13 protein-coding genes and 1 tRNA gene are annotated in these 14,130 nt (G+C 69.7%); 6 read left to right on the top strand and 8 right to left on the bottom strand.

What is annotated here, in order from left to right:
* Positions 1-9 precede the first annotated feature (9 nt).
* Positions 10-885 (top strand): NAD(P)-dependent oxidoreductase, encoded by an 876-nt coding sequence (locus DTQ71_RS07585; RefSeq protein ID WP_109563658.1) that lies wholly within the window; start codon positions 10-12, stop codon positions 883-885.
* A 105-nt stretch (positions 886-990) separates the two neighbouring features.
* On the opposite strand, the gene pyrF is transcribed toward DTQ71_RS07585, so the two are convergent.
* The 6 genes from pyrF to tsaD all read right to left on the bottom strand — a co-directional run bounded on the left by pyrF (position 991) and on the right by tsaD (position 4,737).
* A complete protein-coding gene (gene pyrF, locus DTQ71_RS07580; protein ID WP_109563657.1) occupies positions 991-1,680 on the bottom strand; it encodes an orotidine-5'-phosphate decarboxylase in 690 nt (229 codons plus the stop codon).
* A gap of 71 nt (positions 1,681-1,751) precedes the next feature.
* Positions 1,752-1,946 carry a hypothetical protein gene (locus tag DTQ71_RS07575; RefSeq protein WP_109563656.1) on the bottom strand — a complete coding sequence of 65 codons (195 nt, stop codon included), beginning with the start codon at positions 1,944-1,946 and terminating at the stop codon, positions 1,752-1,754.
* Positions 1,947-2,002: 56 nt separating this feature from the next.
* Positions 2,003-2,419, bottom strand: coding sequence for an EVE domain-containing protein (locus tag DTQ71_RS07570; protein ID WP_109563655.1), 417 nt, complete (start codon positions 2,417-2,419; stop codon positions 2,003-2,005).
* Positions 2,416-2,691: a YciI family protein gene (locus tag DTQ71_RS07565; protein ID WP_109563654.1), complete on the bottom strand. Its 276-nt coding sequence runs from the start codon at positions 2,689-2,691 to the stop codon at positions 2,416-2,418. Before DTQ71_RS07565 ends, DTQ71_RS07570 begins: the two co-directional genes overlap by 4 nt.
* Entirely contained in the window at positions 2,688-3,635 is a 948-nt protein-coding gene (locus tag DTQ71_RS07560) for an NAD(P)H-dependent glycerol-3-phosphate dehydrogenase (RefSeq protein ID WP_109563653.1), read from the bottom strand. The genes DTQ71_RS07565 and DTQ71_RS07560 overlap by 4 nt, the downstream gene beginning before the upstream one ends.
* 34 nt (positions 3,636-3,669) lie before the next feature.
* Positions 3,670-4,737 carry a tRNA (adenosine(37)-N6)-threonylcarbamoyltransferase complex transferase subunit TsaD gene (gene tsaD, locus DTQ71_RS07555; RefSeq protein WP_109563652.1) on the bottom strand — a complete coding sequence of 356 codons (1,068 nt, stop codon included), beginning with the start codon at positions 4,735-4,737 and terminating at the stop codon, positions 3,670-3,672.
* Positions 4,738-4,796: 59 nt separating this feature from the next.
* Here tsaD and DTQ71_RS07550 point away from each other — a divergent pair, with 59 nt between their 5' ends.
* From DTQ71_RS07550 to DTQ71_RS07535, 4 genes are all read left to right on the top strand, one after another.
* Positions 4,797-5,489 (top strand): uroporphyrinogen-III synthase, encoded by a 693-nt coding sequence (locus DTQ71_RS07550; protein ID WP_170125333.1) that lies wholly within the window; start codon positions 4,797-4,799, stop codon positions 5,487-5,489.
* A 57-nt stretch (positions 5,490-5,546) separates the two neighbouring features.
* On the top strand, positions 5,547-7,136 hold the full coding sequence (locus tag DTQ71_RS07545; RefSeq protein WP_109563651.1) for a COG4223 family protein: 1,590 nt from the start codon (positions 5,547-5,549) through the stop codon (positions 7,134-7,136).
* Positions 7,137-7,145: 9 nt separating this feature from the next.
* Positions 7,146-8,717: a heme biosynthesis protein HemY gene (locus tag DTQ71_RS07540; RefSeq protein WP_109563650.1), complete on the top strand. Its 1,572-nt coding sequence runs from the start codon at positions 7,146-7,148 to the stop codon at positions 8,715-8,717.
* Between the two features lie 346 nt (positions 8,718-9,063).
* Positions 9,064-9,139 (top strand) — tRNA-Thr (locus DTQ71_RS07535).
* A gap of 585 nt (positions 9,140-9,724) precedes the next feature.
* Here DTQ71_RS07535 and DTQ71_RS07530 read toward each other — a convergent pair.
* Positions 9,725-9,907 carry a hypothetical protein gene (locus DTQ71_RS07530; protein ID WP_109563649.1) on the bottom strand — a complete coding sequence of 61 codons (183 nt, stop codon included), beginning with the start codon at positions 9,905-9,907 and terminating at the stop codon, positions 9,725-9,727.
* Between the two features lie 15 nt (positions 9,908-9,922).
* Complete coding sequence (locus DTQ71_RS07525) at positions 9,923-10,336, bottom strand: hypothetical protein (RefSeq protein WP_146204814.1); 414 nt, start codon at positions 10,334-10,336, stop codon at positions 9,923-9,925.
* Between the two features lie 1,073 nt (positions 10,337-11,409).
* Between DTQ71_RS07525 and DTQ71_RS24570 the strand changes: the two genes are divergently transcribed.
* A complete protein-coding gene (locus DTQ71_RS24570; protein ID WP_109563647.1) occupies positions 11,410-14,058 on the top strand; it encodes a calcium-binding protein in 2,649 nt (882 codons plus the stop codon).
* Positions 14,059-14,130: the final 72 nt, after the last annotated feature.

Raw genomic sequence — 14,130 nt, 5'->3', positions numbered from 1 at the left:
GGGCTGGCTATGGCTCGGGTGGCATTCTTGGGGATGGGCGTGATGGGCGCCCCGATGGCGGGACATCTTGCGGGGGGCGGGCACGAGGTCTGCGTCTATAATCGCACGGCGGCCAAGGCGGCGGCCTGGGCAGACAAGCACGGCGGCCGGTCCGCGCCGACGCCGCGCGAAGCGGCGGAGGGGGCGGAGATCGTCTTTGCCTGCGTCGGCAATGACGACGACCTGCGCGCGGTCTGCACGGGCGAGGACGGGGCCTTTTCCGGGATGGGCGAGGGTTCGCTCTTCGTCGATCACACCACCGTCTCGGCGGGCGTGACCCGCGAGATGGCCGAGGCGGCGGGGGCCAAGGGCATCGCTTTCGTCGACGCGCCGGTCTCGGGCGGCCAGGCCGGAGCGGAGAACGGGCAGCTCGTCATCATGTGCGGCGGCGCCCAGGCGGATTTCGACCGGGCCGATCCGGTGATGGCGGCCTATGCCAAGGCCACGCGGCTGATGGGTGAGATCGGCGCGGGCCAGCTGACCAAGATGGTGAACCAGATCTGCATCGCCGGGCTTTTGCAGGGGCTCTCCGAGGCGATGCTCTTCGCGCAGAAGGCCGGGCTTGACGGCGAAGCGGTGGTCGAGGTGATCCAGGGCGGCGCGGCCGGATCCTGGCAGATGGTCAACCGCCACAAGACGATGCTCGCGGGGGAGTGGAACCACGGCTTCGCCGTCGATTGGATGCGCAAGGACCTCGCGATCTGCCTCGCCGAGGGCGAGACCATCGGCGCGCCGCTGCCGGCGACGGCGCTGATCGACCAGTTCTACAAGGACGTGCAGGCGATGGATGGAGGCCGCTGGGACACATCGTCGCTGATGGCGCGGCTGGCCAAGCTGGCGGGCTGAGCGCGCGCGAACCGGCCGGTGCGCGCGGCGCGCCGGTCGGGATTTGAGTATTTGGAAACCCGTGATGAGGGGGGCGGGGCCCCGTCCTGACGGCGCCTCCGCCGGTCAGACGTCCGCGATCTCGGAGAGGATGGCGCGCGCGGCTTCGGCCGGATCGGGCGCGGCGTGGACGGGGCGGCCGACGACGAGATGATCCGCGCCGGCGCGCAGTGCCTCGGCCGGGGTCGTCACACGCTTCTGGTCGCCCCGGGCCGCGCCCGCGGGGCGCACGCCCGGGGTCACGATCAGTCGGCCCTCGGCTTCGGGCAGGGCGCGGATGGCGCCGGCTTCCTGCGGTGAGGCGATCACCCCGTCGGCTCCCGCGGCGAAGGCGCGGGCGGCGCGCTCGACCACCAGGTCCGGCACGTCGCCCGGAACCATCAGCCCGTCATCGAGATCGGCGCGGTCCAGCGAGGTAAGAATCGTGACGGCCAGGATCTTCATGTCGCCCTTCGCCTGAGCGGCGGCGGTCACCACATGCGGGTCGCCATGGACGGTCAGAAAGTCGAGATCGAAGCGCGACAGGCCCCGCACGGCGGCCTCGACCGTCGCGCCGATGTCGAAGAGTTTCATGTCGAGGAAGATGCGCTTGCCGCGCTCGTCCTTGAGTTCCTGCGCGAGCGCGAGCCCGCCGCCGGTCAGCATCCCCAGACCGATCTTGTAGAACGACACCGCGTCCCCGATCCGGTCGGCCAGTTGCAGACCCGACAGGGCGTCGGGCACGTCGAGGGCCACGATGAGACGTTCGTCGGACATGCGGTACTCCGGCTGAGAGGGACGTGCCGGCGGGGTAGGGGGCGGATCGCGGCTTGTCCAGGGGCGCCGGGTCAGCCTTGGTCGGCGGCCCGGCGCAGATGCGCCTCGGCCTCGGCATGCGCGAGGCTCGGCTTCTCCACCGGCGTGGTGACGGTCTGGCGCATCAGGTCGCCCTCGGGGTCGCGGTGGATCACCGTTCCAGACAGGCGACCGAGCAGCGGGTCGTGGCGGATGTTCTCGACATGGATTACGCGATGGGTTGGCATGACCGGGCCCTCCTTGCGCAAGTCAAACCCCGTCGCGCCCGTCTGGTTCCCTTGCGTCAATCGAGCCCGCCCATCTTACGCACGGCCCGCCATTCCGCCTCGGTCACCGGCTGCACCGAAAGGCGCGCCTGACGCACCAGCGCCATCTCCGCCAAGTCGGGTTCGGCCTTGATCTGGGCCAGGGTCACGGGGGTGGGCAAAGGCTCAACCGCGCGGATGTCGACGCAGTCCCAGCGGTCGTCATCGGTCGTGCTGTCGGGATGCGACGTGGCGCAGACCTCGACGATGCCGACGACGGCCTTTTCCGCCTGGGAATGGTAGAAGAAGCCCAGATCGCCCAAGGCCATCTCGCGCATGACGTTGCGCGCCTGATAGTTGCGCACCCCGTCCCACTCCTCGCCCGCATCGCCTTTGGCGACCTGGTCGTCCCACGACCAGGTGCCGGGCTCGGACTTGAAGAGCCAGTATCTCATCCGCCGATGACCCGATTCCAGGTCTCGATCCGGACATCCTCGAAGAGCCCCGCCTTGGCGTAGGGGTCGGCGTCGGCGAAGGCTTCGACATGGGCGCGGTCGTCGGTGTCGAAGAGGATCAGCGAGCCGCACATCTCTCCGTCCGCGTTCACGAACGGACCGGCCTGGACGACATGGGCGTCGGCCTTGAGATGCGCGAGATGGGCATCGCGATTGGCCTTCCGGACCTCCAGGTGGCCGGGTTTGTCGGTGCAGATCAGGGCGTGCATCATGGCGGTGTCTCCGTGGTCAGGTCGCGGGCGAGCAGGCTCTGGATGGCGGTCTCGACCGTGAGCGTGCCGTCCACCAGGCCCGCAGTGGCCTGGGTTACCGGCAAGTCGATGCCGTGCCGCGCGCCCAAGCGCAAGGCGGCGCGGGCGGTGGCGACGCCTTCGGTGGTGGCGTCGGGCGGCGGATCGCCCCGGCCGAGCGCGAGGCCCAGGGCGAAGTTGCGCGACTGCGGCGAGGCGCAGGTGAGAGCGAGATCGCCCAGGCCGCTCAGCCCCATCAGCGTCTCGGGCCGCGCGCCCAAGGCGGTACTGAGCCGCATCATCTCGGCCATGCCCCGGGTCATCAGCGCGGCGCGCGCGCTCTCGCCCAGCCCGGCCCCGATGGCAGCGCCGCAGGCGATGGCGACGACGTTCTTGAGTGCGCCCCCCAGCGCCACGCCGGTCATGTCGGTACTGCGGTAGAGGCGCAGCGTCGGCGTCGAGAGCGCCGCCTGCAGGCGCGCGCCAGCCGCGTCGTAGGCGCAGGCCAGCGTCAGCGCCGTGGGCAGGCCGCGCGCGATATCGGCGGCGAAGCTGGGGCCGGAGAGGAGAGCTGGGACAGTGTCGGGAAGGGCGTCGGCGATGAGATCGGCGGGGGTTTGGAGGGTCTGAAGGTCGATGCCTTTGCAGGCGGCCACGGCGTGGGGCACGTGAAGGTCCGAGAGACGCGGCAGCAGGCTGCGCAGCTGCTGCATCGGCACGGCCAGCAGAAGGTCGTGTCCGTCGAGCTCGTCCAGATCGCCCGTCGGACACACCGCGTCCGGCAGGTGGATGCCGGGCAGGCGGGGGCTGACGCGGTCTCGAAGCAGGGAGCTTGCGTCGCGTGCCCAGAGCCGGACGGGGCCGTTCGCGGCGAGGGTCACGGCCAGCGCCGTGCCAAAGGCGCCTGCGCCCAGGACGGCGATCATCGCGTAGCCTCGACGGGCAGGCGCCCCGGCCGGGTCACGCCTTTGCCCCGCGTTTGCCGGAGCCAAGCATCGGCCGGGCGGTCCGGTCCAGCGGCCAGCGGGGACGGGCCGCCAGGGTCAGGTCGTCGCGCTGGCCCGCGGCAAACAACTCGCTTCCGGCCCAGGCGATCATCGCCGCGTTGTCGGTGCAGAGCCCGAGCGGGGGCGCGGTGAACGGGAGGCCGGCCGCCTCCGCCACCTCCGACAGCGCCGCGCGCAGCGGGCCGTTGGCCGCCACCCCGCCAGCGACCGCGAAGGCGGTGATGCCGGGGCTCGCTTCGATGGCGCGGCGGGATTTCTCGGCCAGCACATCGCGCACCGCGGACTGGAAGCCGTGGCAGATATCGGCACGCAAGGCGCGCGGCAGACCGTCATGGGCGGCGACCGCTTGGTCGCGGGCGCGCAGAACCGCGGTCTTGAGGCCCGAGAAGGAGAGGTCGCAGCCCGGCCGGTCCAGCAGCGGCCGGGGCAGGGCAACGGTGCCGGTGGCGCGCGCCGCCTCGGCCTCGACGGCAGGCCCACCGGGCTGGGGCAGGCCCAGCAGCCGGGCGACCTTGTCGAACGCCTCGCCCGGCGCGTCGTCGATCGTTCCGCCCAGGCGGGCGAAGGCGTCGGGGCCGTCGACCCTCAGAAACTGGCAATGCCCGCCCGAGACCAGCAGCATCAGGTAGGGAAAGGCCAGCCCATCGGTCAGCCGCGGCGTCAGCGCGTGCCCGGCCAGGTGGTTCACGCCGACCAGCGGCAGGCCGGTCGCCGCCGCCAGCCCCTTGGCGCACATCACCGCCGCCAGCACGCCGCCGATCAGGCCTGGCCCGGCCGTCACCGCGATGGCGTCGCAGTCGCTCAGGCGCAGCCCGGCCTCGGCCAACGCCTGCTCCACCGCGAGGTCGATCTTTTCGGCATGGGCGCGGGCGGCGATTTCGGGGACGACGCCGCCGAAGGCCGCGTGCAGGTCGTCCTGACGCAGAACCACATTGGACAGAATCGCCCGCCCGCGCGTCACCGCCGCGGCCGTGTCGTCGCAGGAGCTTTCGAGTCCGAGGATGGTGAGGTCTTGTGCCATGCGCCGCTGGATTCCATCGTGTCCTCTCCACTTATGGTCTGCGCGAGGGGGGAACAATCGTGCCGCCCGTTCTCCTGACCCGGCCCGCCGAGGCCTCGGCCCGTTTGGCGGCTTGTCTTCGCGCGCGCGGCGTGGAGGTTGTTGAGGCCCCGCTGATGCGGATCGTCCCTGCCGAGTCCTTGCCGGATCTGGCCCCGGGACTGATCTTCACCTCGGCCAACGGTGTCGCGGCCTACCGCGCGCTCGGAGGGGACGAAGGGCGCCCGGCCTGGTGCGTGGGGCCGCGCACGGCGCGCGCGGCGGAAGCGGCGGGCCTGCGGGTGATGGGCGTGGCGACCGACGCCGCGTCCCTGGCTGTGGCGATCCCGCCGGATGCGCCGCCGCTGCTGCATCTGCGGGGGGCGGTGCAGCGCGGCAATCTCGCGGCGGATCTGCGGACCCGCGGGCTCACCGCGCGGGATGCCGTGATCTACGATCAGGTGCCCGTGCCGCTGAGCGACGCCGGCCGCCGCGCTCTGCGAGGCCCGGCCATCGTGCCGCTCTATTCTCCGCGGACCGCGGCGCTGTTCGCCGCCGCCTGCCCAAAGGACGCCTGGCCGCGCCTTCGGCTGCTGGCGCTCAGCCCGGCCGTGGCCGCGGCTTTGCCAGTCGCCTCCGAAATCGCCGAAACGCCCGACGGCGCGGCGATGTGGCGGCTGTTGGAGCAGGTCCTTGCCGCATGGGCGGTTGAGGGGCGGGCGGGATCGGATTAGGTGTGTCGGGCACTATCCGGGATTTCGCCCCGGATCCTGCCTATCGGAGGGACCGCCTTGGCGCGAAAGACCAGGAAACCGAGAACCACGAGACCGGCCCCTGCCGTATCGGAGACCGAAGCCCAGACGATCGCCGAGGCCGAACAGGCCGAGAAGATCGAAGACGCGGAGATCGTGTCCGATCAAGAGCCGAAAGGCTCCGAGTCTCTGCCCGACGATGCGCCGATCCTTGCCGACGATACGATCCCGCCCTCCGAGGCCGAGGCTGCGTCCTCGGAAGATGTGACGCTGCCGGCCGATGAGCCCGAGAGCGAGACGGCGGCATCCGAGCCGGAACCCGGTGAGGCCGCCCCTACGGAGGATGCGGCCGCCACCGATGCGGAAGCGCCGATGGGCGACGATACCGTCCCGCCCGAGGAGCACGCCGATCTCGCCGACCTGGCCCGCCTGGATGGCGCCGACCCCGAGAAGGTCGAGGCCGAAGCCAAGGCGGAGGCACCCGAAGAGATGGCCGAGGCCCCCGCAGATGCGCCCGAGCCCGAGCGCGCGCCCCCTGCCGCGCCGTCTCCGGCCCCGCAGCCTCAGGTCGTGGAAAAGTCCGGCCCGGGCTTTGTCCCGCTGGTGCTGGGCGGCTTGCTCGCCGGTGCCATCGGCTACGCGATCCCGACATTCGTCTCGCCGCCCGCGCCCGAAACGGTCGATCCGGCGGCGTTTGCCGCGCTCCAGTCGCGGGTCGACGCCTTGCCGACAGAGGGCGACCCCGTCGATCTCTCCGCTATCGAGACCGCACAAGCGGAATTGTCGGAGCGGGTCGATGGGCTGGCGGCTCGCCTCGATGCGCTCGAAGCGCGCCCGGTGACGGCAGCCGAACAGGCCTCCGGGGCCTCGACTGCCCAGCCGTCCGGCGATGCGGAGGCGATTGCCGCTTTGCAGGCGGAACTCGAAGGCCTTTCGGGCGTCGGGACGCGGGTCGATACGGTCGCCGGACAGATCGACGGGGTCGCCGAGCGGGTCGACGCGGTTGCCGCGCAGGTCGACGGGCTTGCCGCGCGGATGGACGATCTGGCCGCGACGGTCGCGGGCCTGCCCGCGCCGCCGCCGGACATGAGCGACCGGGTCGCTGCCTTGGAGGCGGAACTCGCGGCGCTTGGTCAGGAGACGCAGGCGGTCGAGATTTCCGCCGAACAGCTCGCGCGGGAGGCCGCGGCCAACCAGATCCGTCTCGCCGTCGACTCCGGCGTGCCCTTCGCCGAACCGCTGGCGGTCCTCGGCGATGCGCCTGCGGTTCTGGCGGAGAATGCCGAGACGGGCCTGCCGACCAATGGCGAGCTCGTCGCCGCTTTCCCCGACGCCGCGCGTGACGCCTTGGCCGAGGCGCGGCGGGTCGAGCCGGGCGAGGGCGGATTGACCGGCTTCATCCGCCGCTCCACCGGCGCCCGCTCCCTGGAGCCGCGGGAAGGCGACGACGCCGACGCCGTACTCAGCCGGGCCGAAGCCGCGATCCGTGTGGGCGATGTCGAGACGGCCCTGGCCGAGATCGACGCGCTGCCCGCCGTCGCGCAGGACGCCATGGCCGACTGGATCGCCGACGCCCGCATCCGCGCCGCAGCGCGCGCAGCCCTTCCTGATTACCTCGGAACCGAGTGAGGATCCCAAATGCTCTGGTCTCTCTTCAAGATCCTCCTCTTCGTCGCCCTCGTGGTCGCCCTCGCTTTCGGCGTCCAGTGGATGATGGCGCTGTCCGGCGAGGTCATCGTGCGGTTCGACGGGCAGGAGGCGGTGCTGTCGCCGTTGCAGGTGCTCATGGCGGGGCTGGTCGCTGTCGTGGCGCTCTATGTCCTGTTCAAGATCCTGGGCTTCCTCGTCGCGGTGCTGAAGTTCATTAATGGCGACGACACCGCGATTGGCACCTATTTCGCCCGCAACAAGCAGCGGAAAGGCTATGAGGCGCTGTCCGAAAGTCTGGTCGCCCTCGCCGCGGGCGAGGCGCGGGAGGCCGCGGTCAAGGCGCAGAAGGCCGAGAAATATCTGAACCGTCCCGAGGTCACGACCCTGGTTGTGGCCCAAGCCGCCGAGGCGGCGGGCGACCATGCGCGCGCCGAAGAGGCCTACAAGACCCTGGTGAAGCACGACAAGACGCGTTTTGTCGGCGTCCTCGGCCTGATGCGCCAGCGTCTGGAAGAGGGCGACACCGACACCGCGATGAAGCTCGCGGAGAAGGCCTTCGCCATCAAGCCGCGCCATGTCGAAGTGCAGGACACCCTGCTGCGGTTGCAGGCCCGGGACGAGAATTGGGACGGCGCGCGCAGAGTGCTGTCGGCCAAGCTGAAGGCCGGGGTGCTGCCCAAGGATGTCTACAAGCGCCGCGAGGCCGTCCTGTCGCTCGCCGATGCCCGCGCCCAGCTGGCCAATGGCACGACCGACAAGGCCCGGGCCGAAGCGCTGGAGGCCAACCGCCTCGCGCCCGAACTCGTGCCCGCCGCCGTCCTTGCCGCGCGGATGCATATCGAGACGGGCGACAAGCGCCGCGCCGCCAAGGTGCTTAAGGCCGCTTGGCAGAAGACGCAGCATCCTGATCTCGCCGCGGCCTTCGCCGATATCGAGCCGTCCGAGACGCCCGAGGCGCGCATCCGCCGCTTCCGCGCGCTGCTGGACGTGGTGCCGAACGCGCCCGAGGCGAAGCTGCTGGAGACCGAGCTGCACCTCGCCGCCGAGGACTTCCCCGCCGCGCGTCGGGCGTTGGGCAAGACCTATGAGACCCATCCCACCGCGCGGTCCCTGTCGCTGATGGCCGCCATCGAGCGGGGCGAGGGCGAATCGGACACGGTGGTCCGCGCCTGGCTCGCCAAGGCGCTGGGCGCGTCGCGCGGGCCGCAATGGGTCTGCGAGAATTGCGGCACCGTGCATTCCGCCTGGGTGCCCGTCTGCACCTCCTGTGAGGCGTTCGACAGCCTGAGCTGGACCGAGCCGCCCGCCACCGAATCGGCGACCAGCGCGCTGCCCAGCGAGATGCTGCCGCTGCTCGTCGGCGGCCCCGCGCCGGGCGAGGACCTGCCCGTTGCGGTGCAGGAGGTCAGCCCGGCTCCCGCCGCGCCGGCCACCGTGACCGACCCGAACGTGGTCGGCACGACCCGCGACGTCACCGAGCCGGTCTCCGTGCCGGTCGAGGGCGCACCCGCGAACACGAATGAAGCGGAGACACCGGCCTCCGCCGCTTCCCGGAGCTGACGGCAGGCCGCTCCGGCGGCCACCCGCGCGCGGGGCTGGAGCCTGTCCCCAGGGGCGCCACCCGGAACCGGGCGGCGCCCCGCTTTATGGCCCCTGAGGCGGCCCGACCGACCCCGGTGCCATCGGTCCAAGGCGGTCTCCGCCGATGGCATTCGGATCTTCTGCACGCGGAGGTGAATTCGGGTCTGGCCCAAGCCTCGTACCCCTGCTAAGAGCCGCGCCACGGTGCCTATGTGGGGCTGCCGAGGCGGCATGACCGGGCCCCGTCCGAAGGTTCACAGGACGGTCCAACCGGTCGGGTTGAGCTTGGGGCAGGGCCATTGTAGGGCCGGTGAGAAGGAAGGTCGCCGCTGTAGCTCAGCTGGTAGAGCACGTCATTCGTAATGATGGGGTCGGGGGTTCGAGTCCCTTCAGCGGCACCACTTCCACACCTAGCCTCTACTCTTTCATCAGTTGAATTGCGGAGAGATGGAGGCGAAGACTCTGCCCGAGACCGAACTGCTCGTTCACATTGGCGAAGAAGCGGGCCTTCTGCCGCTCGCTTCGGGTTCCTGGAGGCTTGTCCCACCACCGCAATGCGCGGCGACTCATGTCTCCGCTCCGCACGAGGGCGGCTGCGGTCGCGACGTCGAGGGCGCAGCAGGCGGCACCGCATCCCGACGCGCCTTGGGACCATCTGCGCCTCCGTTACGTCAGCCTGCCGGGCAAGTATCGCCTCCGCTTCGATACCCAGGCCCTGGCTGTCGTGGACGGCACGCCAACTGACCCCTCTGGCGGCTCTCGAACGGGCGCGAGCCCGACCGGAGCGGAGCGCGGACACGGTCGGTGCCGGTCCAAGGATCGGGCGGCGCTTTAGCATTCCCCGTCCGCGTGATGGCTGCCATCTTGCCATCAAACGGATGCAGGGCAGCACGGTTTCCCGAACTGCCCTGCATTTTTCGGAAGCGATGCGATAACTCTCAGGAGGACGAAGAGTTATCGCAGCTTCTCACGACATCTCCGCCGGCTCAGGCAAAGAGGAAGTTATCCATCACCGGGGCGGCCATGGGAGCTTCCAGACCTTCGTCGAACAGGTTGATGTTGGAGAAGGTCGCTTCGCTCACCCCGTCCGCGTCGTCATCGGCGATGAACACGATGCTATCGAACTCGCCGGTGAAGTAGTCGCCGACATTGATGTCGAAATGCTGCACCCCGTCGCCGACGGATTAGGTGTTGAAGGCCTGTTTACCCCAGATCTTCGATCCGCCGATCTGGAACGTGTACGTCTGGGGGGAGTCCGAGGAATCCCAGGACCCGAACGAGATAGCGTAGATTTCAGCTTCCTCCGTCGCTTCGAAGTCGAAGGAAATGACGGTTTCGCTGGTGATCGTGGTGTCGCGCATGGCCATCTTCCAGCCATTGTCGGCGACGGTCAGGCTGGAGCCGTCCTCGGACACGTCCGACGTTCCGAAATCCCGAGGCGCGCCGGCGCCCACGATCTCGTAGCCGGTATCGTTGATCAGGAACAAATCATCGGTGAAATACTCGATTTCCAGCTGGATGTCGTAGATCTTGGCCGAGTCCTGCCGGTCGCCTTTGATGTAGATGGCGGTATCCAGGAAGTCTTGGGACAGGTGCATACCCTTTGGGGTGACCGCGCTGAAGATCGGACCCACCGGCATGGCGTCGCCCGCACCGAGCGCGGTGCCGTTGATCTTCGACCAGCCGCGATGGTCAGTCCGGAGAACGTCGTCGTAATGTCGTCTATGCTGAACGTGTGTTTCTGCGACAGAGATTCCGCGGGCATGATGTTACCTTGTAATTTCCCTTCAGTGGCAAAGCCGACCAGCAGCGCGGCGAGCAGCGGCCCCTGACCTCGTTGCACAAGTCGGCTGTGGCCGAGGGCCTACTTTCCCAGGCGGGTTTGTCCCCAGGGCCTCTGTGACGGGTCTGCTGTCTGCGTGGGACCGGTCCGGACGGCAATGCGGTGATGGAATTCCGCGTCCCGCCGGCGGCGGAAGTCCCGTTCCATAGCCCGCTGGCCGGCAGGTTCACGCAGGGCATCTTCTTCGCCACGGAGCGCGGGCCGCACGCTTCGTGAGCGCAGGGCCTCGGTCTGGGCTGCGGCACCAGCGGCGATCGTCTTCCAAGGCGTCGCGTTCTCGCGGGGGGCATCACGGTGGGAGCCCAGCAAGGGGCATTCCACAGGAGGGCAGGGAAATTCGATTGCGCGCCCTTATGTACCATCGCCCAATAGTGCATCGAGGCGCGCTTCCCCCGGATCCTTCCAACTACCCTGTTTCACTGGATACGGACGGGCACGGCCAGACGCGGACGGACGGAACAGCCTACGTTCTGCAGGTGGGGCAGGGCACCGCAAGCTATAGAAAAGCATTTGAAAATAGTGTTTTTTTGTTCTCGACTTGCATCAGTCCCTCTCGCTCGCCCCCCCGAGCCAGAGCCCACGCAGCGATTGCGCCCGTCAGGCCGTCGGCGGGTGAGGTAACCGGGAATTGGCCTGCGGTCTTGCCAAGGTCGCAATGCGCCCCTGGGGGGCGCCTACTAGACATTCGGAGGAAGAGTTTGACCTTCGGAGGAAGAGTTTGCAGGCTTCGTCCACGGCTGCCGCCAGACGGACGGCGCGACCGTCAGGCCGCCCGCGATGACAGATCCCAGGGCAGACTTCAGTCCGACCTTTCATGGAGGCGCCGCCGTGACCAATTTCGACGCCCCCGGCGACATCCTCCTCCGCGGCCTGGATGCCAGCTTCGGAAATCGGGCCAGCATCGACACGGAGATCCTGTCCGACGGTCGGGTTCTCGGACTACTGACGCAGGCAGGCGTGACGCGCGCCGCCTTCCTTGACGCGGAGGGCCGGATCGCCGGACGGCCCTTCACCTTCGAGGGGCTCGGCGCGGTCTCGGACGTGGCGGCCACGGCGGATGGCGGATTCGTGGCGGTGAGCCTGGTCTCGGACGGCGTCCCCTTGGCGCAGGGGGATCCGGGCTACGCGGATTTCGATCCCGACCGGACCGGGGCGCAGATCCGCGTGCAGAACTTCGACGCGACCGGGCGGGCGGCCTCCGAGGTCGCCGTGGTCGCGGACATGCGCGCCTATCTGACCGCGCCCAAGATCGCCGCGACGGCAGAGGCTTACGCCATCGTCTTCGGCGAAGCGCAACTGGCGCCGCCGCGCGGCAATTCCAGTCCTGCCGCGACCTATGACGGGGCCGACCTGAAGCTCCTGCGCCTGAATTCGGAGCTGGTGCCTGTCGGGCCGAGCAGCCTCTTGCCGCTGGCGGATGACGACCCGGACAGCGATCACACCGTCACCGGTCTGGCACGCAGCCCCGATGGCGGCTTCGCCGTCGTCTACGAGGCCAGTGACGCCGAAGCGCTCTCGCTCGTCGACGAAGTGTCGATCCGTTTCGATGCCTATCTCCAGGCCTTCGATGCCGATGGCATACAAGTCGGCGGCCCCACGCTTCTGCGAGGGAGCGGCGCCTTCGAGGTCGCGGGCACCGGCTCCATTGCGCCGCATGTCATCGCGCTCTCGAACGGCGACTACGCGGTGTCCTGGACGGGGGCCTATGAGGGCGCCTACCTCCAGACCTTCGATGCCGACGGGACCGCGACCGCGGATCGGACCGGCGTCGGGCTCGGCTGGGATACGTCCAAGCGCCTCGCGCAAACCGCGGAGGGCGCCATCGTCGTCGAGACGGTCGGGATCGCCAGCGTCTTTCCCGATTTCGACAGCTTCGACGAGTTCGACTTGCGCAGCCTGTCCAGCTTCGCTCCGGATCTCACCCCGCTTCACGCGCCCGCGCCTCTGGTCTTCACCGGAGGCGTGGACCTGAGCACCTGGGCGGAGACCGTCCGATACGGCGACTTCGCGCTCGTCCCCCTGTCCGGCGGCGGCGTGATGGCGCTGCGCCTCGTCGGGGAGGGGCGCGAGACCGTCGATCTGACCCGAACGATCTATCGTGACCTGCCCGTCGAGGTGACCTCCCGACCGGTCGATCGGGGCCCGCTGACCGGGACGGCAGAGGACGATGTCCTGGCCGTGACCCTGCCCGCAGGCCTGCCGCCCGAGGCACGGGGCGGGTTGCTGTCCGGGGAGGGCGGCGACGATCTGTTATCCGGCGATATCGGCGACGACACGTTCTATGGCGGGTCCGGCGCCGACACCATGATCGGGCGATGGGGCTCCGACGCCTATTACGTCGACGATCCGGGCGACCTGATCCTGGAGGCGCCGGGCGACTTGGGGGAGGACAGCGTCTTTGCTTCCGTCGATCTCAATCTGACGAGTATCTGGGTCGAGGCGGGCATTCTCGTAGGGGAAGACGACGTCGATCTGACCGGCAACGAACGGACGGTCATGCTCTCGGGCAATGCGGGGGCCAACGTCATTCGCGGCGGCGCGCTGGGGGAGGCGATCGACAGCGGGGCCGGCGCGGACACCGTGTCCGGTGGGGCGGGGGCGGATACGATTGACGGCGGCTTCGGCGGCGCGGTGCTCGACATGCTCGATGGGGATCGGGGCGTCGTCGTCAACCTCATCGAGCGCTTCGCCGAGGATGCGTTCGGATTCCGCGACAGCGTGACAGGCTTCACCGGGGTCGATGGCACGCGGCGTGCCGACAACATTCTGGGGAGCCGGTTCGCCGATCTCCTGTCCGGCGGTGCCGGAGACGACAGTCTCAACGGAGCGGGCGGGGCCGACACGCTGATCGGGGGGCAGGGCGACGACACGCTCCACGGCGCTCTGGGCGGCGATCTCGTGCGCGCGGATGTGGCGGCGCCCGGTGGCGTCGTGGTCCGGCTGGAGGGCGGGCCGGACGGCCGAGGCGCGATGCGCGACGGCTGGGGCGGGCGCGATGTGCTGATCTCCATCGGGGCGGTCGAGGGCTCCGCCTTCGACGACGACATCGCGGGCAATGCGAACGGCAATCGGTTGGATGGCGGCAGTGGAGGGGCGGATCTGATCCGCGGTCTCGGTGGCGACGACACGATCTCCGGCGGTGGCGACGGGAGCGTCTATGTCGGCGGCGCGGGGGCCGACATGTTTCAGCTGCGGGCCGGGGTTCAGGGCGTCGTGACGATCTCCGATTTCGAGGCGGGCGACCGGCTGGCGCTGGACGACCAACTCTTCGGTCTGGGTGGTGCGTCCGTCGATTTCCGCGAGGTCTCGGCTGCGGCGGCGGGGGCTGCGGTGCGGTCGGGGCAGTTCCTCTACGACAGGGAGAGCGGTCAGATCCGGATCGACCGGGACGGGGCCGAAGGCACCGAGGCCCCGATTGCGGTCGCCGTGATCGAGGGCGGTGGCCCGATCGGCGCGCAGGACGTGCTGCTGTTCTGAGCGTCGCGCGCGATGGCCTAGGGCGGGGTTCGGCGCGCCGTTCCTGTCTTCGGCTGGGGGCGGGGAAATCCC

This window comes from Jannaschia seohaensis, assembly GCF_900116765.1.
GTDB lineage: Bacteria > Pseudomonadota > Alphaproteobacteria > Rhodobacterales > Rhodobacteraceae > Jannaschia > Jannaschia seohaensis.
The sequence above is the reverse complement of the archived record's forward strand: the minus strand, read 5'-3'. Positions and strand labels throughout refer to the sequence as shown.